Source organism: Enterococcus sp. DIV1307a (genome assembly GCF_050537425.1).
Taxonomy (GTDB): Bacteria; Bacillota; Bacilli; order Lactobacillales; family Enterococcaceae; genus Enterococcus; species Enterococcus faecalis.
Genome location: NZ_CP172914.1, coordinates 2,581,020 through 2,605,545 on the forward strand (window position 1 = coordinate 2,581,020; position 24,526 = coordinate 2,605,545).

Genomic DNA, 24,526 nt, shown 5'->3' on the forward strand with positions numbered 1-24,526 from the left:
GACAAAAATCCAAAGTGATTTTTGTCCCAGGCTCCTGTCCCACGTTCTTCCCAAACCTGTTTATTTTCTACAACTAAACATCTTTTAATAAGCCTTTAAATAAGCCCATTGCGAAATCGTTGGCATTAAATGGTTCTAAATCGTTAATGCCTTCACCTAGACCAACTAATTTCACTGGCAAGTGTAATTCATTCCGAATAGCAATGACAATACCACCTTTGGCTGTTCCGTCTAGTTTGGTTAAAACTAAACCAGTGACATCGGTTGTTTCTTTGAACTGTTTGGCTTGTGTCATCGCATTTTGCCCAGTAGTTGCGTCCACGACTAAGAGAACTTCGTGAGGCGCATCTGGAATTTCTCGTTGGATGACTCGTTTGATTTTTTCTAATTCTTTCATTAAGTTGACTTTATTTTGTAAACGACCTGCTGTATCCACTAGCAAAACATCGGCCTGTTCTGCCTTGGCACGTTCCACTGCATCGAAAACGACCGCTGCTGGGTCGCCGCCAGCATTCCCACGTACAACTTCAACGCCAGCCCGTTCGCCCCAAACAACTAATTGATCGATGGCGCCCGCTCGGAACGTATCGGCAGCTGCCATTAAAACTTTCTTTCCTTCCAACTTGTATTGATGGGCTAATTTACCAATGCTGGTTGTTTTACCGACTCCATTAACACCGACAAATAAAATCACGGTTAAGCCATTTGGCTGTAAGTTAATCGCATTATTTTCATTAATTCCTGCTTCTTCATACAAATCAACCATTTTTTCAATGATGGTATTTTGAACTTGAGCTGGTTTTTTCACATTTCGCAGTTTCACTTCTTGTCGCAAGGCTTCTGTAATTTTTAAGGATGTATCAAAGCCTACATCTGCACCAATTAACGTTTCTTCTAATTCTTCAAAGAAATCTTCATCGACGCTTCGGAAATTAGCAAACAATTCGTTCAACCGTTGACCAAATGTTTTACGCGTTTTTTCCAAGCCTTTTTCATATTTTTCTTGGACCTGCTCTTCTTTTGACTCTTCAATTTCTTCTGAAACCTGCGTGTCTGTTGTTTCTGCCAAAGGAGTCACGACGTTATTTTCTTCCTCAGGCGCTTCCACAACAACTTCTTGTGTTTCCTCTGTCAGGATTTCTTCTGGCTCTTCATCTAACGCTTCTTCTACATCAGCTAATTTTTCCATTTCAGCGTTATCTGTTAAATCGGCTGTTTCTGTGACTTCTTCCGCTGTCGTTTCTGGCGTTATTTGCGCCTCTTCTGCTGCGGTTTCTTTTGATTCAGCAGGCGCTGATTCATCACTAGGTGTTTCGTCTACTGTTTCTTCAATTATCTCTTGTTTTTCTTCTTCCTTTTTTTCAGCGGAAAAAGCTTTTTTAATTTTATCAAAAAATCCCATTCTTATTGGCCTCCTTCCAACGGCGTTAAAATATATTTTTCGACCGCTTTGGCAACGCCATCTTGGTCATTCGTGTCTGTGACGACATCTGCGGCTTCTTTAACTAATGGAATCGCATTTGCCATGGCGACACCTAAGCCAGCGTATTCGATCATCGGTAAATCGTTTTCTTCGTCCCCTAGGGTCATGATTTCTTCTGCACGGATTCCTAAATCTTTGGCTAACAAGGAAATACCATAGGCTTTCGTAATCCCTTTTGGCATAAATTCTAATAAGTTATTTCGCGTTTTAATAATTTCAAAGCGCTCATAAAAAGAGGCTGGAATTTCCTTGATGCGTTCATTTAAATACGCTTCATCAATCGCAACAACAACTTTATTATAAATTCGATTCGGGGTTAACTCTTCTAATTTGTAGGACTCAAAGGTTAATAATTTGTTTAGAGAACTATAAATTGAAGGATAATTTGGGGCAGAAGGCAGTTGCATCACGACCTCATCGGATAAGACATCAAACGGCATATTGAGTGTGGTTGCTAATTGGTACAGCTCATGAATCGCTTCCAAGGGCATCAATGTTTTCTCAATAATGGCCCCTGTATCATTTTTTTGAACCAACCCGCCGTTAAAAGTAATGCTATAATCGCCTTCATCTTGTAAACCTAATTCTTCTAAGTAAGGACCAATGGCTGCCAAAGGTCGACCTGTGCAGATAACAACTTTCACGCCTGCTTGTTTCGCAGCCATCAGTGCTTGTTTATTCCGTAAAGAAATCTCTTTTTGGCTATTTAATAATGTTCCATCTAAATCAATAGCAACTAATTTTATCAAACGTTCGCTCCTCCTTGCTTCTGGCTAATTGCTTTTTTCAATTGCGCCACCTTCTTTGACCTCTTCCAAGCGAACTGAAACGATTTTTGAAACCCCAGATTCTTGCATAGTCACGCCATATAAAACATCTGCGGCTTCCATTGTCCCTTTACGATGCGTCACCACAATAAACTGTGTGCCATCTTCAAATTCGCTTAAATAATGGCCAAAACGAGCAACGTTGGCTTCATCTAAAGCTGCTTCTACTTCATCTAAAATACAGAACGGAACTGGTCGAACACGAATAATTGAAAAGAGTAATGCAATCGCCGTTAATGCTCGTTCGCCTCCAGACAACAAGCTTAAATGTTGTAATTTTTTCCCTGGTGGTTGCGCCTCAATCTCAATCCCTGTATTCAAGAGATCCTCTGGGTTGGTTAGCACCAGTTCTGCCCGTCCGCCACCAAACATATTAGGAAATACCACTTTGAACTGGCCACGAATTGCTTCAAAGACTTCTTTAAACCGTTCTTTCACTTCTTGGTCCATTTCATCCATGGTTTCAAATAATTGTTCTTTCGCATTTAATAAATCATCTCGTTGACTGACTAAAAATTGATGGCGCTCATCGACTTGTTCAAATTGCTCGATGGCACTTAAGTTAACAGGTCCTAACCGCTCAATTTCTTGTTTTAGGCGTTTCACTGTTTGCTGCGCTTGCGCCAAATCATCGATTGGGAAATACGCTTCATAGGCAGCTTCAAAGGTTAAGCTGTATTCTTCCTGTAAGTAACTTAATGAGCTATCTAATTGCATTTCTGCACGATTTTTTAGGACTTCGATTTGTGTTTTATCTGCTAAATACTGTTGTTGGCGTTTGTTTTCTTCCGCTAATTTTGTATCTAACTCGTCTACTTCTTCTTGCAACGCTTGTCGTTGACTACGTGCCGTTTGTAAAGACGTTTGCAACGCTGTTTGTTTCTCCGCTAATTGCGCGACTTGTGCCGCTAAGCCTTCTTCGGTTAACTGGTGATCGCTAGAATGGCTACTTAATTGTTGTAGCTGTTGACGGATGGCCGTTTCTCGAATCAACAATTCGTCCAATTGTTCTTGTTTGTCTTGTTTTTGACGAGCAAAATGGGCACATTGTTCCGCCGCTACTGCTTGTTCTGCTTGAACTGTCGTCAAGCGTTCTTGCGCTTGGGCTTTAAAGGTTTCCATTTGGCTAGCTTCTTGTTCCACTTGTTTCATTTCAGCATCTAAACGTTCTTTCGTTGCCGTTAAGTTTGCTTGTTGCTCTGTCAATGTGGCTTTTTTCGTTTGATATTCGGTTAAGAATTGATGCAATTCACGTGATTCATATTCAAACAAGCGTTTTTCTTTTGTTAAACGAGTAATCGTTTCTGTTTGATTGGCTAATTTATTGTCAATTTCTTGTTGTTTTAAACGATTTTGTTCACCAGCAGAGCGCAACATTTCTGCACGTTCCGTGGCTGTTTTCACTTCTTGCGAGAGCGCTTGGACTTCTTGTTCTACACTTCTTAGTTGTGTTTCTAATTGAGTCATTTGTTCAGTAATTGTTTGAAGTTCTTGCGCTTGTGAAAATAGGCTTCCTTGGTTGCCACGTTTATTGGCTCCCCCAGTCATCGAACCGCCAGGATTCATCACATCGCCTTCCAATGAGACAACGCGATATTGGTAATTGACTAATTTTGCTAACTGGTTGGCACTCGTTAAATCTGCCGCTAAAATCGTGACGCCTAAGAGATTTTGAATAACGGTTTGTACTTGTTCTGGATAACGAACTAATTCACTGGCAATCCCTACGAATCCTGGTGCACCAGTCAAACGATTCTGAACCATCGCCGATACAGAGCGCGGCTTAATGGTAGTCAATGGTAAAAAGGTTGCTCGGCCACTGTGTTGTTGTTTTAAGAAGGTGATGCCTGCTCGACCATCTTTCTCATTTTCCACAACAATATGTTGCGCCGCACCACCTAAGGCCGTTTCAATCGCCAACGTATATTCTTTAGGCACTTCAATTAACTCAGCCACTGCGCCAACAATCCCAGTTAGTTGGTTTTTGTGACGCAATACAGCTTTCACGCCTTGATAGAAGCCAGCGTAATTTTCTTGAATTTCTTGCAAACTTTTTTGGCGTGCCTTCGCTTGTTGCACTTGATTCATCGCTTGGTACATATCATTTTGACGCTGTGCTAATCGTTCACGTTTGGCTTCAAGCGTTGCTTTCAACGCAGTGTATTCTTCCAGCTGTTCTTGTAAGCCTTGTTTTGCAACTTTTTGCTCTTTTTCTAGCGTCTCTTTCATTGCGAGAGCTTCAACCATCTGTTCTTCTAGCGCTTCGTGTTTTGCTAGCGATTGTTGATTTTTAGCTGTTTCTTGTTGATATTGTCGTTCTAAATATTTTAAGTCATTGGCTGTATTGGCTTGTTCTTGCATGACTTCCACATACTGGCTGCGCAATTCCTCCATCAATTCTTTAGAAGACTTACTATATTTTTCCACATCTTTCGTTGCCAAAGCCAATGCTTCTTTTAACGTCTGACGTTGTGCCGTTTTTTCTGCGATTGCTGTTTCCAGCGTCTGCAATTCTTCTCGATAACGAACAATTTTTTCGGCCGTTTCTGCCAATGTCTCTTCGTATTCGCTTGCCGTTTGGGAGGTGTGTTTGGAACGTTCAATTAAAACATTTTTTTGTCCTTCTGCTTGTTTCAACGCTTCTGTCACTTGTAATAATTGTTGTTGTTCCGTTTCAATTTGTTCATCTAAACGATTGCGCTTGCTGCGTAAACGTACCAATTTGCCTTCTAAGTCATGGACTTGCTTACTTGCGCCGGCTAACTTTTCTTCAATGGCTGTTAATTCTTGCGTTTTCGTTTCCCAAATAGCTTTTGCTTCTTGAATTTCGGTCACAGTTAAATTGACATCAATTTCGGTAAGTTCTTCTTTCAAAGCTAAATACTTTTTAGCCGCATCTGCTTGGGCGGCTAGAGGAACTAATTGGTCTTCCAACTCGTAAATGATATCTTGGACACGGCTTAAGTTGTCCTCAGTTTCGAAAAGCTTTTGTTCAGCCTTTTTCTTCCGTTGTTTGTATTTTAAAACGCCCGCTGCTTCTTCAAAGATCCCACGACGGTCTTCAGGTTTACTATTAAAAATCGCTTCAACTTTCCCTTGTGAAATAATTGAAAAAGATTCTTTGCCTAACCCTGAATCCATAAATAAATCTTGAATGTCTTTTAAACGGCACGCTTGTTTATTAATAAAAAAGTCACTTTCGCCCGTTCGTTTTAAACGACGGGTGACACTAATCTCACTATAATCCAATGCTAAATAATGGTCGCTGTTGTCTAACGTCACGGTAACTTCCGCAATATTTAGCGGCTTACGACCTTCCGAACCGGCAAAGATAATGTCGTTCATTTTGCCACCGCGAAGGTTTTTCGCAGATTGTTCACCTAATACCCAGCGAACAGCTTCCGTGATATTACTTTTCCCACTTCCATTCGGACCAACCACTGCTGTCACATCATCTTCAAATTCAATAATGGTTTTATCTGCAAATGATTTAAATCCTGTAATTTCAATTCGTTTTAAATACACGAATATTGCTCCTTCCAGCCTTACTGAGGAATACTTTTCAGTGCCCGCTCAGCGGCATCCTGTTCAGCTAACTTCTTCGATTTTCCTTGGCCTAACCCAATGAGTTCACCATTCATGTAAACTTCAGTGAAAAAGGTGCGGTCATGAGCAGGGCCTTCTTCTTTAATTAAGCGATATTCAATTGAAACATCGCCTTTGCGTTGTAAAACTTCTTGTAATTGTGTTTTGTGATCCATCTCATGTGAAAAAGCACCGGCATCAATTTTCGGAAAAATAACGTCTTCAATAAATTTCTTGGCTGCGCCAAATTTTTGGTCTAAGTAGAGGGCACCTAAAAAGGCTTCAAATAAGTCACATAATAATGATGCACGTGTTCGTCCGCCCGATGCTTCTTCTCCTTTACCTAATAAAATGTAGTTGTCGAAGTGACATTCTTTCGCAAATTTGGCTAAACTATCTTCCCGAACGATGGCTGCGCGCATCTTCGTTAATTTTCCTTCTGGAAGTTCTGGGAATTTTAAATACAAATATTGTGAAACAATTAATTCTAAAACTGCATCTCCTAAAAATTCAAGACGTTCATTATCGGATAATTTTAAATAGCGATGCTCATTCACATAGGATGAATGAGTAAAAGCTTGCTCTAATAGATTGACATCATGGAAAACAATGCCGTAACGTTCTTTTAACTCTGTTGTTAACTGATTGTCCATTCTCCACATTCCTTTACATTTATTTACACCTTGTTTCATTATACTTTTTTTTTCACTTTTTTTAAATGGTTCTATTCAGAAAAAGCCTGTTATTCACTGTGTTCTCATTATTTTTTAGAAAAAAATAAATAAATAGAGCTATGACTGAGATAAAAGCGTTTGTTTACGTAAGAGATAGAAAGAGCGTGGGACAAAAATCACTTTGGATTTTTGCGCCACGCTCAAAAACTGATAAACGGCGGGAACAGAAGCAACTCCTCCTTATTTCTCGGAGTTAAACACTTCTGTCCCGACCTCGTTCTATCTCTATTAAATCAGCGGAACGTTGTTTAACGTTTTTCCGCAGTGACACCCACCGTTGCCCATGGATTATCTTTCGTATCAACTGCCCAAGTAAAGTCAACTACACGGTCGTTGACAGGCAAGACTTCATTTCTGTAAAGCGTTGGGATTACAAACGCTTCATCAATGGCATACTCTTGCCAATCGTAGAAGGCTTTTTTACGTTTTTCTTCATCAAATGATGCTTTTGAATCAATCGCATCAAGTAATTTAGTATTTTCTTCTGACTCAAAACGTGTATAGTTAAAGGCTGAGTTTGGACCATATAAGCCGGTTGGTGAAGGATCTGAACCTGTGCCCCACGCGCCTTGATAGATATCTACTTCTGGGTCATCATTTTTCAATTTATCATAGAAGGCTTGGAAATCAATTAAGCGTCCTGTTGTATACGTTACGTTTAAGCCAATTTCTTTCCATTGTTGGACATAGTAATCAGCAAGTGGTTGTGCAGTTTCGCCGCCTGACATTGAAGCAAACTTGATTTCTAGTGGTTTGCCTTCTTTGTCTTCGCGAATGCCATCGCCGTCTACGTCTTTATAACCAGCATCGTCTAATAATTTTTTCGCTTTGTCTAAATCAAGCGTATAGCCTTTCGCTTCGCTATCATGCAAGCTCTTGAAGACTGGTGGGATTAACGTTGTTGCCCCTGTTCGTAAGCCGTTGTAGAATTTTTGGCCGACTGCATCATTGTCAATTGCATAGCCCATGGCTTGACGTAAGCTTTTATCTGCCATTTTAGCTTTTGGATTGTATTTCACTGTATTGGTTTCTTTGTCAAACGTACCCATTTTAAAGCCAATATACGTGTAGGCTTGTTCGGGACGTCCTAAGATTTGATACCCTTCAGTATCTTTGTATGTTGGATACGTATCTGTTGGCATTGATAATGCAATATCGTATTGTTTCGCTTTCATCGCTTCTACAATGCTCGCAGAAGGAACAGATTTGAACACTAATTTATCTAATTTAGGTTTGCCACCGTAGTAATACTCATTTGGTAGGTATTCAACAGATTCACCTGTCACAATATTACTCATGTAGTATGGTCCAATAGTCACAGGGTTTTTACGAACTGCATCGCTTGACTCCATGTCTTTGACAGCAATTCCTTCAAAGGCATGTTTTGGTAAAACTGAACCCCAAACACCGCCACCTAATTGTTGCATTCCTGGGTGAACTTCTTTATAAGTGATTTTAACTTCTTTATCATTGACTTTTTCTATGCCAGAAATGGTTGGCGATTTACCAGCATGGTAGTCTTCCATACCAACAATATTCGTAAAGTTATCATCATAACGAATCCCTGTATAGTCTTTATGACCAATGACTTCATAAGAGAAAATCACGTCATCTGCCGTCACATCTTTACCGTCAGACCATTTCAAATTGTCACGTAATTTAATGGTTGCTGTATTGGCATCTTCATCTAATTTCAGATCCGCAGGACCCCCATCGACAATCTTAAAGTCTGCATCATTGTTAAATAATGGCTGTACCGTTGGAAGCATGTATTGTGCATCATAGTTGTCTTGATAAAATTCTTGCTGGAAAAGTCCTTGGAATTGTGTATCCATAACTACAGCGACATCTAATGTCCCGCCATCAATTGCTTTTTTATCATTTTTAACAGCGATTGGCATTTTTGAAATGTCTTCTGTTTCCGTTGCTTTATTGCCCCCGCCTTTATTGCCGCCACCACATGCAGCTAACCCGAATACTAACACAGAAGCTAACGTGATTGCACCTAAAATCCGTTTCTTGTTCATCTCTTTTCCTCCCTCATTTTTTGGCTAATTAGCCTAATCGTTGTCGTGCATCTGCTGAGCGCTTAAATGCTTGTCCAACATAGTTTATACTTAACATCAAGACTAAAATTAGAATTGATGCAGGTAACCAAACCCATTGTTTATTGACTAATACATCCCCACTGCTGGCGTAGCCAATTAAGGTTCCTAAACTTGGGACACTTTGTGGTAACCCGAAGCCTAAGAAAGTTAACGTTGTTTCGATCCCGATATTGGCCGCGAAATTAATCGTTAAGTTCGTAATAATTAATGAACTTAAATTCGGCATAATTTCTCGAAACATAATTTTAAAATCGCTTGTTCCCATTGTCTTAGAGGCACTAACGTAATCTCGGCGCCCTTCAGATAACGTTTTACTGCGGAACAACCGCGCTTTTCCAACCCAATAAAACGCACACATAATCCAAATAAAGGACCAGATACTATATTTAGGAATCACGGAAACGAACACAATAATAATTAACATAATTGGCAAAATCATAATAAAATCCACGATACGCATCAAAATATTATCAATCATGCCTCCATAATAACCGGAAATAATCCCTAAACCGACCCCGATAATAGACGTAATAATCGTAATGGCAAAACCGATTAAAATCGAGTTCCTAGCCCCGATAATCAATTGTCCTAAAACATCACGACCCCCTTCATCGGCACCTAAAATGAACTTGGTGCCATTCATTGTAACGGTACCTGGTTCCGCATACTTATCTAAAATACTTACATGCATAACGGCACTTTGGTCTAACACTAACGAACCGATAAAAACGGCTAATAAGATAATGACCAAAAGGATTAAAGAAAACATCGCCATTTTTTCTTTGACGAATTCTCGCGCAATCATCCGAAAGCCCATTGGTGGAATACTTTCTTGTAAGACTTCTTCTCTTTTTTCTTCTGTCAATTCCATTTTTATCACCCTTTCTTCGTGTTTTTTCTACTGAATTCGAATTCTTGGATCAACAATACTCATTACAATATCAGAAATTAAGGTTCCGATAAGGGTTGCCAATCCCAAAATCAACACGAGAGCGGTAATAACGGAATAGTCACGTTGAATGATACTATCAATAAATAATTTTCCAATTCCTGGGAAAGCAAAAATCTTTTCAATAACGACTGATCCGGCAATCAAAGCAGTAATTTCATAACCTAATTGAGAGGCAATTGGTAATGCTGCATTTCTAAAAATGTGTCGATTAAAAATTTTATTCGTTGGCACTCCTTTTGAACGAGCAGTACGAACAAAGTCCATGTTTTTAACATCAATCACTTCACTGCGCAAATATTGAATAGTGACCGCTGTCCCTAGCAACGCTTGAGTGACCCCTGGTAAAATTAAATGCTTCAGTTTATCTAAATAATACGGCCACGTTCCCTCAGCCAAACCAACAGTCACGGTTCCACTCGTTGGGAACCAGTCTAAGCGATACCCAAAAATAAAGAGCATAATCAAGGCAAAGATGAATAATGGCACGGCAAAACTGAAGAAGTTGTAGATAACCACCATTTTGTCAAACCATGAATTTTGGTAACGGCCAGCAATTAAACCGAAAGGAATGGCGATTAAATACGTGATTATAACTGACACAGCGGCCAATGCAATCGTATTCCCCACCCGACCAGCAATGAGCGTGGACACAGGTAACTTAAAGATAAAACTATGCCCAAAATCTCCATGTAAGGCATTGCCAATCCAACGGAAATATTGTTCGTACCAAGGATCATTTAACCCGGCAGCTTCGCGCATGGCTTCAATCACTTTCGGGTCTTGGTTCGGATTAATCAATCCTGTAAACGGATCACCTGGCATCATTTTAGCCAACAGGAAAATCAAGACACTTAAAATAATCACTTGCGGAATCATCAATAACAAACGGCGTAAAATTGTTTTCCACATTATTCAGCACCTCCATTTTTTAACGCTACTTGGTGGGTTGGACTAATCGCATGTAAGTTATAAACCCGCCCATTTTCATCATAATAGTCTTTATGATTTTCCCGATACTCTTGCTCAACTCTTCTTCGTTCTTCTTTGTGAGCTTCTCGGTTCGCTACGTCAATTTTAGGAATTGCTGAAAGTAAGCGTTTGGTATAAATGTGTTGTGGATTAGTGTAAATATCTTGGCGTGTACCGATTTCTACAAAACGGCCTTTGTACATAATGGCAATGTTGTCACACATATGTTTAACTACGCCCAAATCATGGGAAATAAATAAGTAACTTAACCCATATTCCTGTTGAATGTTCTTCATAAAATTCAATACCTGTGCTTGCACAGATAAGTCCAGTGCTGAAACAGGTTCATCTGCAATAATTAATTTGGGGCTGGTAGCCACCGCTCGGGCGACGCCTAAACGTTGGCGTTGTCCACCAGAAAATTCATGAGGATATTTGTACAACGCATCTTCTGGCATCCCCACAATGTCCAACAAACTTTTGACTTTTTTCTTTTCTTCTTGGTCACTTAACCGTTCAAAATTTCGAATTGGTTCGGCGATAATATCTAGTACTCGTTTTTTAGGGTTTAAACTTGACATCGAATCTTGGAAAATCATTTGGACATCTTTGTTGTATCCAATCGCTTTTCGACTTCGCGGCTTGGTTACATCTTGTCCTTGATAAATAATTTCACCATTTGTAATTTTTTCTAAACCAATAATTGCTTTTCCTGTCGTTGATTTTCCAGAACCCGATTCACCAACTAACCCATACGTTTTACCTTGTTCAATCATGAAATCCACACCATCAACCGCCAAAACATGATCAGTGATTCGATTGAAGAAGCCGCTGCGAATTGGATAATGAACTTTTAAATCTTTAATTTGAATAATTTCTGTCATTACGCTTCCCCTTCCCCGTCTCTAAAATGAAAATGTTTATAACATGTACAACGAACATAATGATTCGGTGCAACTTCATGTAATGTTGGATTTTCTTCATGTTCCGATGCATCAATCCAAGGAATTCGTGGGGCAAACCGACAACCTTTTCTAGGTAATTTGGTTAACGAAGGAACAATCCCTTCAATCACATGAAGTTCTTCTTCATCAGAATTCTCTTGGGGAATGGACTGAAGTAAGGAACGTGTATATGGATGTTTCGGATGACTAAACAATTCTTCAGCAGTGGCTACTTCTACAAACTGACCCGCATACATAACCGCTACACGATCAGCCATTTCCGCAACTACACCTAAGTCATGGGTAATTAAAATAATGCCGCTCCCTGTTTCTTCTTGTAAATCTTTTAACAAATCGAGAATTTGTGCCTGAATGGTAACGTCTAAGGCCGTTGTTGGTTCATCTGCAATTAAAATCGGTGGTTTACACGCGATTGCAATGGCAATAATCACCCGTTGGCGCATGCCGCCAGACAATTCATGAGGATACTGTTTCCCGACACGCTCTGGGTTGGGAATTCCCACTTGATCTAACAGTTCAATGGCCCGTGCTTGTTTTTGTTGTGCGGTCATTTTGGTATGATACGTGAGACTTTCTTTAATTTGGTCTTCAATTCGCATGAGCGGATTCAGTGCAGACAACGGATCTTGGAAAATCATCCCAATATCGTTTCCTCTGACTTTGTTGTACAATGTTTCATTAAACGTAGTTAAGTTTAAATTGTTGTATAAAATTTCCCCAGTAATTTTGGTATGATTGGGATCATGTAAGCCCATAATCGTTGTTGCTAAGGTACTTTTTCCACAACCAGATTCTCCGACGATTGCTAGAATCTCATTTTTCTTCAATTCAAATGAAACATCATCGACGGCATTATAATAATCATCTTTGATTCTAAATGCTGTTTCTAATCCTGAAACCTCTAGTAATTGTTCATTTCCTTGCATCCATACGCACCCCTTACGTCCTTTCAAAAACATTATATAAATTAACTAATATTTAATGATAGCACTTTCTAATTTTTATCAATGTTAATTTACAGCTCATTGTTTTTTCATAATTTTATAGAATTATTCCATAAAAAGCAAGATAAAATAACTTTTTTCGCAGTTATTTTTTTACATGTATGATTTTTTTTACAAAAATATGTGTAAAAATAGCCTTATTGCTTAATAAAATAACCATTATGTACGCAAAAAAAGTCGATTAACAGGAATGTTAATCGACTTTGTCTTATTATTTTTTATGAATTACTCACAATATAATCTACAGCGGCACCAACTGTTTCAATTTTTTCTGCATCTTCATCTGAAATCTCTGTTCCAAATTCATCTTCAAGTTCTAAAACAAACTCCATTACGCTAATTGAGTCAGCGTTCAAATCATCTTTAATGTTTAATTGATCTGTTACTTGATCCGCTTCAATATCAAAGTGGTTTGAGATAATCTTCGCTACTTTTTGAAGTACTTCTTCACGAGTCAACTGTATTCACCTCCACTGCTTTTGAAAAAAGGTTCTTTCTTTTACTAAAACGCTAAGATACATTGTACTCACAATTTGGGTATTTGTCCATCTTTTTTTCATTTGAGTAACAAACTGATGTCAAGACAATTGCAAATTACTCTGCTTTGCCTTCATAATATTCCACTAATTGTGGGACAACTTGGGTTTCTAACATTGTATGAATTTGACGAATGGTGTAGCGGACGGCATCAGGACCCGTGGCCCCATGCGTTTTAATGACTGGCGCTTTTAAGCCAAATAAAACCGCTCCCCCATGTTTTGAGTAGTCCATTTCGTCTTTCATGCCACGCAACGCATTCTTTAATAATAAGGCGCCCATTTTTCCTTTGACACCTTCAGAAAGAATCGCTGTTTTCAGCAAGCTCATCATGTTCATAGCTGTGCCTTCGATGGATTTTAAAACGGCATTCCCTGTGAAGCCATCTGTCACCACCACGTCAGCTACGCCATTTAATAATTCTCGTGCTTCAACGTTTCCGACAAAATTAATCGTTTCATCTGCTGCTAACAATTCGAAGGCTTTTTTCGTTAATTCACTGCCCTTTGTTTCCTCAGTTCCGTTATTTAATAGACCGACACGAGGATTCTGAACGTTCCGAACTTTTTCAGCATAGAATGAACCTAAAACGGCATACTGAACCAAATGTTCTGGTTTATTGTCTGCATTGGCTCCTAAATCTAACATGTCAAACCCTTTGTCTGGTTCTCCCATGACAGGTAAAGTTGACATCAAACCGGGACGTTCCACATTTTTGATGCGGCCGACAATGAACAGACCCGCTGCTAATAGCGCTCCGGTGTTGCCTGCAGAAAAAATCGCATCGGCTTCCCCATTTTTAACTGCTTGCGCTGCTAAAACCATGGAGGCAGTTTTCTTACGACGGATTGCCTTCACTGGCTCATCGTCACTAGCAATTTTTTCATCGGTATGAATAATCGTAATGTTTTTTTCATCGGTGATGTATTTTTTTATTTCGGCTTCTTTTCCATATAATTGAAATTCAATGTCTGGGAAGTCTTGTTTGGCTAGCATAACCCCTTCAACAATTGCTTGTGGGGCGTTATCTCCACCCATTGCATCTACAGCAATTTTCATGAGTGATTCCCTCCTACTTTTTTGTTTCCTAACAAGTATAACATATTTTTTTCAAAGAAATACGCATTGGCTTTTACTTTCTGGCTTCAAAAATTACCTCTTCTAATCGAAAAATTGGGCCGCCTCATCTTGGGGTTTCACTCGATTGGCTAAGCCTTGATAAGCAGGATATTGCCACCATTCTTTCACTTGCCATAGGGCACTTGCTTCTTGGCGCGCAACTTCTAAAATGTTAAAGTCCGTCACGATATCTCCTACCGCAAATTGAGGCACCCCTGATTGCCGTGCACCGAACACTTCCCCAGGTCCGCGAAGTTCCAAATCACGCTCACTCAAGACAAAACCATTGGTGGTTTCTGTCATGATTTTCATACGCTCAACGCCCATTTCATTTTTCGGATTGGCCACTAAAATACAATAAGATGCACTGGAGCCACGCCCCACACGGCCCCGTAACTGATGTAACTGTGCTAACCCAAACCGGTCCGCATCCATAATTAACATCACCGTGGCATTTGGTACATTCACGCCAACTTCAATAACGGTGGTAGAAACCAATAATTGTAGCTGATTGTCTTTGAACTCCTGCATAATGTCATCTTTTTCTTGATTTTTCATTTTACCATGTAGTAATCCCACTTGATATCTTGGGGAATAAAAGCTTTGCATATGTTCAAAAATTTCTGTTGCGTTTTTCACATCTAAGGCTTCTGATTCTTCAATCAAGGGACAAATAATATAGGCTTGATGTCCTCGAGCCAGTTCTTTTTCCATCCATTCTAAAACAGTATCTAACTGCGGCGGCCGAATCCAACGTGTTTCGATTGGAATCCGTCCAGCTGGCATTTCATCAATGATTGATACATCCATTTCGCCATAGGCTGTAATTGCCAGCGTTCGAGGAATCGGAGTGGCCGTCATAAATAGAACATCTGGTTTTAAGCCTTTTTCTCTTAATATTTTTCTCTGATTCACACCAAAACGATGTTGCTCATCGGTGATTACCAAACCTAATTGATGGAAACTGACATCTTGTTGTATCAAAGCATGGGTCCCTACCACAATGTCAATCTCGCCATTGGCCAGTTCTTCGAGAATTAGACGACGTTCTTTCGTTTTGGTGGAACCTGTTAATAAGGCCGTTCGCACTTCTAATGGATCAAACAACTGCTGTAAGCTTTCCATGTGTTGCTGCGCTAAAATTTCAGTCGGAACCATCAACGCTCCTTGAAAGCCAGCGGTCATGGTGGCGTATAGCGCAATCGCAGCCACTACCGTTTTCCCACTCCCCACGTCACCTTGAAGCAATCGTTGCATATGCTTCGGACTTCGCAAGTCTCGACAAATTTCATTGGTCACTTTTTTTTGGGCGCCTGTCAATTCAAAAGGCAGTCCTTGGGTGAACGTTTTTAAGCGATCCACGTCATATTGAATAGCTAAACCATTTTTTTCCGCTTTTTCTTGTTTCTTCAATCCTTGCATTTTAAGTTGGAAAAGGAAAAACTCTTCAAAGACTACTCGCCGTTTGGCTTGATGGCTTTCTTCTGGATTACTGGGAAAATGCATCGCCCACATTGCTTCTTTTCTAGGCATCAAGCGGTACTTTTCTAATAAATCATTCGGTAAAATCTCTTCAACCAGTGAACCATACTCTTCAAAAGCAGTGCGGATTAACTGAACCAACGTGCTTTGGCGGACTTTTTTATTCACATGATAAATGGGGGCGAAATCTTCATTGTCTCCTTTAGAAGCTAAGATTTTCATGCCATTTAATGATTTTCTCTTGGCGTCCCATTTGCCATAAACAGCAATTTCTTCGGAAAGAACTACTTTGTCTTTTAAAAAAGGTTGATTGAAGAAGGAAACATTAATGACCGCATGTTCTTGCATCATTCGAAACGTTAACCGGCTCTTCTTATAACCGTACCGACTAACGACTGCTTCCGAAACCACTAGCCCTTTTAGCGTAACTTTTTCCTGATCCTGAATCTCGCTTAAATCCTTTTCTTGGATATCATCGTAGCGGAAGGGATAATACGTCAATAAGTCTTCAATTGTAGCAATCCCCAGTTCTTGTAAATTTTCAGCACGTTTTGGGCCAACACCGGGCAATACGCTGACTAAATCTGTGATGTCCATAAAATCCCCTCCTCATTAATATACGCAAAAAAATGGATCATTCATTAAATAGGCTGGTTCATTAGCCCTAACTAATGAACCAGCCTATTCGTTTTTATTTTTTCATCACGAAAACCTATTCTGCTGAGAATAAGTATGGATATACAGGTTGTCCACCTTCATGAAGTTCTGTTTCTAGTTCATCGTTTTCAGAAACTAAAATAGCGATTAGCTTTTCAGCTTCTTCAACAGAACCATCTTCGCCGACAATAATTGTCACGATTTCAGTGTCTTCATCAATCATGCGGTTCAACGTGTCTAATGATGCATTAAAACGATCTGCTTCAGAAACGACGATTTTACCATCAATCATTCCTAAGAAGTCATCTTTTTTAATTTCAACGTCATCAATGGTTGTGTCACGAACAGCTGTGGTTACTTGACCACTCACAACGCTGTCTAACATTTCCGTCATACTTGCTTTGTTTTCTTCTAATGATTGTTGATCATTGAAAGCTAACATTGCTGTCATTCCTTGAGAAATGGTTTTAGATGGAACAACCGCTACTGGTACATCGGCAACTTCTGCTGCTTGATCAGCCGCCATAAAGATGTTTTTATTGTTTGGTAAAATAATGACTTGCTCTGCATTCACTTCTTTGACTGCTTTTAAAATATCTTCCGTACTTGGGTTCATTGTTTGGCCACCACTAATAATGTAGCTTGCACCTAAACTTCGGAATAATTCTTGAACGCCTTCACCGGCTGCAATAGCAATCACAGCAAACGGTACGCGAACTTTTTCAGTCAACGCTTCTTGCTGAGCATCGCGTTCAACTAACGTTTCATGTTGTAAACGCATATTGTCTACTTTTATTTTTACTAACGAACCAAATTTTTGGCCGTAGTTCATCACTTCACCTGGATGCTCAGTGTGTACGTGAACTTTGATAATTTCGTCATCGTTAACGACTAATAGAGAATCGCCTAGTTCATTTAAGTAGTTTCTGAATGTTTCATAATCAAAAGCGCTGTCCACGGTTGGGCCTTCGCCGATACGAACCATAATTTCTGTACAATAGCCAAATTTAATGTCTTCTGTCGCAACGTGACCACTAACACCACGATGATGTTCAGCATTAACCATTTCGTCCATTTCGGCAGGACTTGGTTCATACGTTTCAGTTGGTAAAAATTCACCACTAAGCGCTTCTAAAAATCCTTCATAGATAAATAGTAGTCCTTGACCCCCACTATCTACAACGCCGACTTCTTTTAGGACAGGTAATAAATCAGGTGTTTTCGCTAAAGCACGTTTAGCACCTGCTACAACAGCTGTCATAACTTCGATACAGTCATCTGTTTCTTTCGCTTTACGTTCACCAGAACGCGCCGCTTCACGAGAAACAGTTAAGATTGTTCCTTCAACGGGTTTCATCACTGCTTTATACGCTGTTTCTACACCATGTGTAAAGGCAGCGGCCAAGTCTTTGGCATTTAATGTTGTAACCTCAGGAATTTGTTTTGAGAAGCCGCGGAATAATTGAGATAAAATAACCCCAGAATTTCCACGAGCACCCATTAATAACCCTTTGGATAACGCACCTGCTAATTCTCCTACTTTTTCAGAGCGAGAATCGGCCACAGCCTTTGCACCACTGGTCATTGATAAGTTCATATTTGTTCCTGTATCACCATCGGGTACAGGGAAAACGTTTAATGAGTTGACATATTCTGCATTTGTGTGCAGACGAGTCGCACCTGCCTGGACCATTTCCTGGAACTGACCTGCGCTGATTTCTGTTACATTCACCTAAAAAATCCTCCTTCAGATTTACCGCTAACGGCAACACACGACTTCCTTGTGCAATTGCATCGTTGACAGTACACTACCTCTAATCCGGTAATACACGAACTCCTTGAACAAAAACGTTAACTGAATTCGCAGTGACACCTAATAATGTTTCAAGATTATATTTTACTTTTTCTTGGACGTTACGAGAAACTTCAGAAATTTTTGTACCATAACTAACAATCGTGTAGACATCCACTGCGATTCCGTTGTCTTCTTGACGAACAACGACACCACGTGAGTAATTCTCACGACGTAAAATATCGTTTAAGTTATCTTTAATTTGATTTTTGCTTGCCATTCCGACAATTCCGTAAATATCTGTCGCAGCTCCGCCAACTACTGTAGCGATCACATCATTGGTAATCTCAATGGTACCTGCGGGTGTTTGAATTTTTACAGCCATTGATGAAAGCCTCCTTATAAGAGCACATTCGCCCTATTTTCTTCCATAACATTTTATCATATCCAGCCTTTAATTAAAAGGAAGTTTGTCAGATATTTTCATTCTTCCACTTCTAAGTGAACATTCTAGCAAGATTTCAATTTACTCTTTTTGATTGCTAAAGTCAAATCATAGAAAAAAATCTTCTTGCAAATCAGTGCCTAATATGATAAATTAAGTTAGTATGAGCTGAATATTATCGCTCCAAGATCAAGGCAAAGGAGGAAACTTAAAATGGCAAAAGTATGTTACTTCACTGGTCGTAAGACTTCAAGTGGTAATAACCGTTCACATGCGATGAACTCAACAAAACGCACTGTGAAACCTAACTTACAAAAAGTTCGCGTATTAATCGATGGTAAACCTAAAAAAGTTTGGGTGTCAACTCGTGCTTTGAAATCTGGTAAAATCGAACGTGTTTAATAAACTTAAATAAGCAAAGCTGGACGTTCGTTGTTCGGCTTTTTTTATTGCATAAAAAAAGAGGCTGGACCTTCATCGCATTGATGAAGGTCCAACCTCTTTTTACTTGTCTTTACTTTGAATAACCGCAATCATCCCTGCATCGAAGGAAAAAGCAGCGGCTTCTTCGATAAATTCATTACTTGCATACGATGTTGGGTAAGGAACATCTTGATTGGTTAATAAATATTTACTGCGTCGTAGCGTCAAGTTTTCTACAGGCGTCAAACAGCAGTAGGCCAGATATTCTTTATCTGGCTCTTTTGGTACGATATACGAACCAGGGGCGTAATACTGGATGCTATTTTGACGATCGCATAGACGGATTTGGCGAAGTACGCCTTGAAATCGTGGTTCAAAGGGTAACCAAAGATTGGCTAATAAGTGGTCAATTCTGCCCCCTGTCGCACCGATAATCGTCATCTCTGCTTGTGGAAATCGTTGTAAAGCTTCTTGAAGCGCTAATTGTGTATCTGTATCATCTTTTTCAGCAGGTGCTTGGATGAGTGTTTCGGCAGTTTCTTGGACAAAATGGTATTCTTCTCGTGATAATGAATCAAAATCGCCCACCGCTAATTGTAACGGTAAATCGGCCTCTAATAAATGGAGACAGCCGCGATCAATACCTACGAAATAATCATACGTAGCTGGTTCAATGGTTGGCCAATCACTTGGATTGCCCCCAGCTACCAGTAAGACACGACTCATTTGTCTAGCACTGCTCTCAGTGCATCGATTCGTTCTTGAGGATTTTCAGCATTATAAATGTAGGAGCCTGCAACGAACACTTCCGCACCAGCTTCTTTGCAGCGTGCGGCAGTTTCAGGAACAATCCCGCCATCGACTTCAATTTCATAGGTGTATCCTTTTGTTTCTTTCCATTCTTTTAATTGAGCAATTTTTTCTAGTGAGTTTTCAATAAATGATTGTCCGCCAAAGCCTGGATTGACAGTCATTACCAAGACTTGATCTGCCAAATCTAATACATTTTCGATCATCGAAAGTGGTGTCCCAGGATTGATGGTTACGCCAGCTTTCACACCCGCATTTTTAATCATTTGTAAGACACGATGAATATGGGGTGTTGCTTCTTGATGGACAGTAATAATATCCGCACCGGCTTCCGCAAAGGCATTGATATAGTTTTCAGGTTGTACAATCATCAAATGAACATCCAATGGTAGTTTTGTCACTGGACGAATCGCTGAAACGATATTCGGTCCTAAGGTAATGTTGGGCACAAATTGACCGTCCATGACATCAACATGAATATAATCTGCTCCTAATTCTTCTACTAAACGGATATCTCTTTCTAAATTGGCAAAATCGGCACTTAAAATGGATGGTGCTAGTTTCATTTGGCTCGCTCCCTTTATATTTGCTATGATTTTTTCTTATAAACAGGTCGTCGATTCTCGATTTCCATTAAAAACTGTAAATAATTTTCGTAACGACTCGTCGCAATGGTTCCCGCTTCCACTTGACGTTTCACTTCACAACCAGGTTCTTTGTGGTGCATACATTCACGAAACTTACAGTGAGAGGCCGCGGCAACAAATTCAGGAAATTGCTTTGGTAATTCCACTGCTTCCATCTCCAAGAAATCGATGGCACTAAATCCTGGTGTATCAGCGACCAAACCGTCGTATAACGGAATCAATTCCACGTGACGGGTCGTATGTTTGCCCCGTCCTAAAGATTGGGAAATTTCCGCAGTTGCTAGTTGTAATTCTGGTGAAATTTGATTCAACAATGTTGATTTTCCAGCGCCTGATTGTCCCATAAAAACAGTCAACCGTTCTGGGAAAAAGCGTTCTAATTCTTTGGTGGCTTCTACGTCTTCCGAAGCGATTACCGCATAACCTAACGCTTCATAAATCTGTTTAATTTCAGTGACTTCTTGACGTTGCGGCTCATCTAATAGATCAACTTTCGTTAAATAAATAACTGGTTCTATATCCTTATACTCTAAGCTGACTAAGAAACGATCCAACAAATTAAACGAAAAATTTGGCGAAACCATACTCATGACAACCACACCTAGATCCACATTTGCAACAGGCGGGCGCACTAATTCATTTCGTCTTGGTAAAATTTCCAACACATAACCATCTGTTAAATTATCGCTTTCAAAAAGTACTTCATCTCCCACGAGTGGCGTAATTTTTCGATTACGAAAATTCCCTCGCGCTCTTGTTTGATATGTTTCTCCATCTGCGTATACATAATAAAAACCGCTTAACGCTTTTCTGATTTGACCTTTCAGATAAACCACTCCTAACTACTTTCGAATATACAGGATAGTGGCAGAGAAATCAAGGGAGCCTCTCGATTCTATTAATTAAAAAGAGCCTAGGACATAAGTCGAAATGACTTACCTTCCTAGACCTAAATCTTAAGATAAATGGCGAGACAGGAGCAGCTTCTTCTTATTGCTGAGAAACACTATTTGAAAAGCAAATAGATGTTAAACAGTACCTACTTGGTTCTTGAAGCTAAACCCTCCTGTCCCAACCTCTTGTCTTAATTACTCGTACTACTTTCACTAGTGGTGCTTTTTGAATCATTTGCTTTTGAATAATAAACTGTAACAGAGTCGCCTTTTTTGACTTTGCTGCCAGCGGATGGGCTAGTTCGTTCAACGACTTGGCCATCGCCAGAGCCAGATAATCCTTGTTCATTGATTTTAAGGCCAGCGTTATTGATGCTGTCTTCTGCAGCTTTTGGCGAATAACCTGAAATATCAGGAACAGTTACTGAGTCACTGCCTTTGCTGACATGTAAAGTAATCGTGTCATTTTTCGGATCAACAGCGGTACCAGAAGCTGGTTCTTGACTAATCACGGTATCTTTTTCAACCTTGTCGCTTTCTTCGTCCACTCGTTTAATTTGAGATTCTGGGATACCTAAAGCAATTAAGCGACTTACCGCATTATCGTAAGAAATTCCGCTATAATCAGAAAGTGTCACTTTGTCGCTACCTTTACTTACATATAATGTCACTTGACCATTTTTAGGTGTCACGGTGCCCCCTGGTGCGGGGTCTTGCGTAATGACTAAACCTGGTTCTACCGTATCGCTTGCTTGGTCGACACGCGTAATTTGAGATTCAGAAATGCCTAACTGTGCCAGTGCATTTACTGCATTTGTGTAAGAATAACCGGCGTAACTAGGCAAAGTAACCGCTTCTGGTCCTTCACTGACCGTTAAAGTGACGTTGTCTTTTTTCGGATCAACTTTTTTACCTGCAGCTGGTTTTTGTTTAATAATGTTATCTGTAGACACAGAATCACTGTATTCTTTTTTCGTTGTAATTTGGTCTTCTGAAAACCCTAGTTTTTTCAAGGCTTCGACAGCAGATTCATACGATTCCTTTGTATAATCGGCCATCTCAATTTTTTCTGTTCCAGAGCTGATATATAAAGTAACAGATCGGCCTTTTTTCACAGATGATTTTGCTTCGGGGTCTGTTTTGACCACCTTGCCTTCTTCAATCTTATCATCGGGAATTTTTTTGGTTTCACTATCGACTTTCAGCCCGGCACTTTGTAGCGCTTGTGAAGCGTCCGCTTTCGTTTCATTTGTAACATCAGGAACTTCAACGTCTTTACCGCCCGACATTGCAAAGGCTAAGCCACCTATTGCTAAAGCAATTAATGCCGCAATTGCTAAGCCAATCCACAATTTTTTGCGGTTTTTCTTCGGTGGTTGTTCAGCTAAAATGTCATCTGCGATATCTTCTGGGACTTCGACAGGCGTTGTCTCTTCCGGTTCAGCGATGTCTTCGGGAATCGGAGTTAATACTTTCGTTTCTCCTAATAAAGCCGTTGGTTCCCACGCAGGTTCGTTTAAACGACTGGCTGACAAGGACGTGTATAAGTCTTCTGCCATCTCATTCGCTGTTTTGTAGCGATCGCTTGGGTCTTTTGCGGTTGCGTGACGAACCACATTTTCCAATGATTGAGGAATCCCTGGATCAAACATTTTGACAGAAGGAATTTCTTCTTGGAAATGTTTTAAGGCAATCGTTACGGCTGATTCACCATCAAAAGGTACATTCCCTGTTAGCATTTCATAGAGAATAATTCCCACAGCGTAAATATCTGATTGGTTGGTCGCCATGCTTCCGCGCGCTTGTTCTGGCGATAAGTAATGCACCGAACCTAACATTGTGTTCGTTTGCGTAATTGACGTTTCTGACAAGGCAATCGCAATCCCAAAGTCAGTAATTTTGACTGTGCCGTGTTCGTCAATCAGAATGTTTTGCGGTTTTAAATCCCGGTGAATAATTCTATGTTCATGTGCCATTGCGACAGCAGATAAAATTTGTTGCGTAATGTCCACAACTGTGGAATAAGGAATTGGGAAATGCGTTTGGATGTACCGTTTTAAGTCCATTCCTTTCACATATTCCATGACTAAATATTGTAGTCCATCTTCTTCGCCTACATCGTACACACTGACGATATTCGGGTGAACCAGCTCAGTTGCGGCTAGTGCTTCACGCTGAAAACGTCGGATGGCGGCTTGATCGTTTTGGAAGTCAAAGCGCAAGACTTTTACTGCAACGTCTCGGTCTAAAATTAAATCGTGTGCTAAATAGACGTTGGCCATGCCGCCGCTTCCGATGCTGCCAATAATGTGATATCGACCATTCAGCTTCTTGCCGATTTCTATCATTGGTTTTCCTCCTTCTGTTCGTCAAAGTGTATCACTAACACGGTAATGTTATCTAAACCACCTGCTTCATTTGCTTGGGCAACGAGTTGGCTTAATTTGGATTCTAAGGGATCTGACGTCTCTAAAATTTCTAAAATTTTTGTCTCAGGAACCATATTGGTTAAACCGTCCGAACATAACAGTAAATAGTCATTAGGCAGCCATTCATGATTGGTTACATCGACTTCGACAGTGCCAGGCATTCCCAAAGAACGTGTTAGGACATTTTTTCGTGGATGATTTGCAGCCATCTCACGAGTAATCTCCCCTGATTTTACTAGTTCATTCACTAAAGAATGATCTTCTGTTAATTGTAACATGTGTTGGTCACGAACTAAATAAGCACGACTGTCCCCCACATTTGCTAAGACAAATGAATCCGGTAAAAGGATGGCACCAACCACGGTTGTCCCCATTCCTAAATACTCTGGTTTCGATTGTCCGCGTTCATAAATTTTTTCATTTTCCTTTTGAATTGCTTGAATTAACCACTGTGCAGATTTTTCAGCTGAGTCGACAGACGCATTGGACCAACTCTCACCTAAATTATTGACTGCCATTTGGCTAGCGACATCACCTGCTTGGTGACCACCCATGCCATCTGCTAAAACAGCAAAGGTTATGTGTTGTTGGTTCTCAAAAACGTTGGCATAATCTTGGTTCGTATTTCTTTTGCGACCGACATCTGATTGAACGTTGATTTCCAA

The 24,526-nt window shown here is 40.0% G+C and carries 20 protein-coding genes; 1 reads left to right on the forward strand and 19 read right to left on the reverse strand.

Going from position 1 to position 24,526, the window contains the following annotated elements:
• Window positions 1-73: 73 nt before the first annotated feature.
• The 14 genes from ftsY to IGL90_RS12685 form a co-directional block, all read right to left on the reverse strand.
• A complete protein-coding gene (gene ftsY / locus IGL90_RS12620) occupies window positions 74-1,402 on the reverse strand; it encodes a signal recognition particle-docking protein FtsY (RefSeq protein ID WP_010777993.1) in 1,329 nt (442 codons plus the stop codon).
• 2 nt (window positions 1,403-1,404) lie between these two features.
• Window positions 1,405-2,232, reverse strand: a complete 828-nt coding sequence (locus tag IGL90_RS12625) for a Cof-type HAD-IIB family hydrolase (protein WP_002359053.1) — start codon at window positions 2,230-2,232, stop codon at window positions 1,405-1,407.
• 24 nt (window positions 2,233-2,256) lie between these two features.
• Window positions 2,257-5,835, reverse strand: a complete 3,579-nt coding sequence (gene smc, locus IGL90_RS12630; protein ID WP_010825549.1) for a chromosome segregation protein SMC — start codon at window positions 5,833-5,835, stop codon at window positions 2,257-2,259.
• A gap of 20 nt (window positions 5,836-5,855) precedes the next feature.
• Window positions 5,856-6,548, reverse strand: coding sequence for a ribonuclease III (rnc, locus tag IGL90_RS12635; RefSeq protein WP_010777995.1), 693 nt, complete (start codon window positions 6,546-6,548; stop codon window positions 5,856-5,858).
• Window positions 6,549-6,877: 329 nt separating this feature from the next.
• Window positions 6,878-8,656 (reverse strand): oligopeptide ABC transporter substrate-binding protein Opp2A, encoded by a 1,779-nt coding sequence (opp2A, locus tag IGL90_RS12640; protein WP_002395965.1) that lies wholly within the window; start codon window positions 8,654-8,656, stop codon window positions 6,878-6,880.
• A 28-nt stretch (window positions 8,657-8,684) separates the two neighbouring features.
• Window positions 8,685-9,608: an oligopeptide ABC transporter permease Opp2C gene (gene opp2C / locus IGL90_RS12645; protein ID WP_002365358.1), complete on the reverse strand. Its 924-nt coding sequence runs from the start codon at window positions 9,606-9,608 to the stop codon at window positions 8,685-8,687.
• A gap of 27 nt (window positions 9,609-9,635) precedes the next feature.
• Window positions 9,636-10,598: an oligopeptide ABC transporter permease Opp2B gene (opp2B, locus tag IGL90_RS12650; RefSeq protein WP_002354943.1), complete on the reverse strand. Its 963-nt coding sequence runs from the start codon at window positions 10,596-10,598 to the stop codon at window positions 9,636-9,638.
• Window positions 10,598-11,542 carry an oligopeptide ABC transporter ATP-binding protein Opp2F gene (opp2F, locus tag IGL90_RS12655; protein WP_002354942.1) on the reverse strand — a complete coding sequence of 315 codons (945 nt, stop codon included), beginning with the start codon at window positions 11,540-11,542 and terminating at the stop codon, window positions 10,598-10,600. The genes opp2B and opp2F overlap by 1 nt, the downstream gene beginning before the upstream one ends.
• Window positions 11,542-12,582, reverse strand: a complete 1,041-nt coding sequence (opp2D, locus tag IGL90_RS12660; RefSeq protein WP_002367425.1) for an oligopeptide ABC transporter ATP-binding protein Opp2D — start codon at window positions 12,580-12,582, stop codon at window positions 11,542-11,544. Before opp2D ends, opp2F begins: the two co-directional genes overlap by 1 nt.
• Window positions 12,583-12,845: 263 nt before the next feature.
• A complete protein-coding gene (gene acpP, locus IGL90_RS12665) occupies window positions 12,846-13,085 on the reverse strand; it encodes an acyl carrier protein (protein WP_002354939.1) in 240 nt (79 codons plus the stop codon).
• Window positions 13,086-13,221: 136 nt separating this feature from the next.
• The gene (gene plsX / locus IGL90_RS12670; RefSeq protein WP_002354938.1) at window positions 13,222-14,223 is read right to left on the reverse strand and encodes a phosphate acyltransferase PlsX; all 1,002 of its coding nucleotides are present in this window, start codon (window positions 14,221-14,223) and stop codon (window positions 13,222-13,224) included.
• A gap of 102 nt (window positions 14,224-14,325) precedes the next feature.
• Window positions 14,326-16,362 carry an ATP-dependent DNA helicase RecG gene (gene recG, locus IGL90_RS12675; protein WP_002359051.1) on the reverse strand — a complete coding sequence of 679 codons (2,037 nt, stop codon included), beginning with the start codon at window positions 16,360-16,362 and terminating at the stop codon, window positions 14,326-14,328.
• 115 nt (window positions 16,363-16,477) lie between these two features.
• The gene (locus IGL90_RS12680) at window positions 16,478-18,154 is read right to left on the reverse strand and encodes a DAK2 domain-containing protein (protein WP_002354936.1); all 1,677 of its coding nucleotides are present in this window, start codon (window positions 18,152-18,154) and stop codon (window positions 16,478-16,480) included.
• A gap of 82 nt (window positions 18,155-18,236) precedes the next feature.
• The gene (locus tag IGL90_RS12685; protein WP_002354933.1) at window positions 18,237-18,599 is read right to left on the reverse strand and encodes an Asp23/Gls24 family envelope stress response protein; all 363 of its coding nucleotides are present in this window, start codon (window positions 18,597-18,599) and stop codon (window positions 18,237-18,239) included.
• A 273-nt stretch (window positions 18,600-18,872) separates the two neighbouring features.
• Between IGL90_RS12685 and rpmB the strand changes: the two genes are divergently transcribed.
• A complete protein-coding gene (gene rpmB, locus IGL90_RS12690) occupies window positions 18,873-19,061 on the forward strand; it encodes a 50S ribosomal protein L28 (RefSeq protein WP_002354928.1) in 189 nt (62 codons plus the stop codon).
• Between the two features lie 102 nt (window positions 19,062-19,163).
• On the opposite strand, the gene IGL90_RS12695 is transcribed toward rpmB, so the two are convergent.
• From IGL90_RS12695 to IGL90_RS12715, 5 genes are all read right to left on the reverse strand, one after another.
• Complete coding sequence (locus tag IGL90_RS12695) at window positions 19,164-19,808, reverse strand: thiamine diphosphokinase (protein ID WP_002361010.1); 645 nt, start codon at window positions 19,806-19,808, stop codon at window positions 19,164-19,166.
• Window positions 19,805-20,458 (reverse strand): ribulose-phosphate 3-epimerase, encoded by a 654-nt coding sequence (gene rpe, locus IGL90_RS12700; RefSeq protein ID WP_010825550.1) that lies wholly within the window; start codon window positions 20,456-20,458, stop codon window positions 19,805-19,807. The genes IGL90_RS12695 and rpe overlap by 4 nt, the downstream gene beginning before the upstream one ends.
• A gap of 23 nt (window positions 20,459-20,481) precedes the next feature.
• Window positions 20,482-21,375 (reverse strand): ribosome small subunit-dependent GTPase A, encoded by an 894-nt coding sequence (gene rsgA, locus IGL90_RS12705; RefSeq protein ID WP_002359046.1) that lies wholly within the window; start codon window positions 21,373-21,375, stop codon window positions 20,482-20,484.
• Between the two features lie 248 nt (window positions 21,376-21,623).
• On the reverse strand, window positions 21,624-23,780 hold the full coding sequence (gene ireK / locus IGL90_RS12710; protein WP_048736973.1) for a serine/threonine protein kinase IreK: 2,157 nt from the start codon (window positions 23,778-23,780) through the stop codon (window positions 21,624-21,626).
• Window positions 23,777-24,526: a Stp1/IreP family PP2C-type Ser/Thr phosphatase gene (locus IGL90_RS12715; protein ID WP_002354922.1), complete on the reverse strand. Its 750-nt coding sequence runs from the start codon at window positions 24,524-24,526 to the stop codon at window positions 23,777-23,779. The genes ireK and IGL90_RS12715 overlap by 4 nt, the downstream gene beginning before the upstream one ends.

Coding starts and splice junctions, on each gene's coding strand:
- ftsY (WP_010777993.1), bottom strand. CDS start 1,402: ATGGGATTTTTTGATAAAATTAAAAAAGCTTTTTCCGCTGAAAAAAAG.
- rnc (WP_010777995.1), bottom strand. CDS start 6,548: ATGGACAATCAGTTAACAACAGAGTTAAAAGAACGTTACGGCATTGTT.
- opp2A (WP_002395965.1), bottom strand. CDS start 8,656: ATGAACAAGAAACGGATTTTAGGTGCAATCACGTTAGCTTCTGTGTTA.
- opp2C (WP_002365358.1), bottom strand. CDS start 9,608: ATGGAATTGACAGAAGAAAAAAGAGAAGAAGTCTTACAAGAAAGTATT.
- opp2B (WP_002354943.1), bottom strand. CDS start 10,598: ATGTGGAAAACAATTTTACGCCGTTTGTTATTGATGATTCCGCAAGTG.
- opp2F (WP_002354942.1), bottom strand. CDS start 11,542: ATGACAGAAATTATTCAAATTAAAGATTTAAAAGTTCATTATCCAATT.
- opp2D (WP_002367425.1), bottom strand. CDS start 12,582: ATGTTTTTGAAAGGACGTAAGGGGTGCGTATGGATGCAAGGAAATGAA.
- plsX (WP_002354938.1), bottom strand. CDS start 14,223: ATGAAAATTGCTGTAGATGCAATGGGTGGAGATAACGCCCCACAAGCA.
- recG (WP_002359051.1), bottom strand. CDS start 16,362: ATGGACATCACAGATTTAGTCAGCGTATTGCCCGGTGTTGGCCCAAAA.
- IGL90_RS12685 (WP_002354933.1), bottom strand. CDS start 18,599: ATGGCTGTAAAAATTCAAACACCCGCAGGTACCATTGAGATTACCAAT.
- rpmB (WP_002354928.1), top strand. CDS start 18,873: ATGGCAAAAGTATGTTACTTCACTGGTCGTAAGACTTCAAGTGGTAAT.
- IGL90_RS12695 (WP_002361010.1), bottom strand. CDS start 19,808: ATGAGTCGTGTCTTACTGGTAGCTGGGGGCAATCCAAGTGATTGGCCA.
- rpe (WP_010825550.1), bottom strand. CDS start 20,458: ATGAAACTAGCACCATCCATTTTAAGTGCCGATTTTGCCAATTTAGAA.
- ireK (WP_048736973.1), bottom strand. CDS start 23,780: ATGATAGAAATCGGCAAGAAGCTGAATGGTCGATATCACATTATTGGC.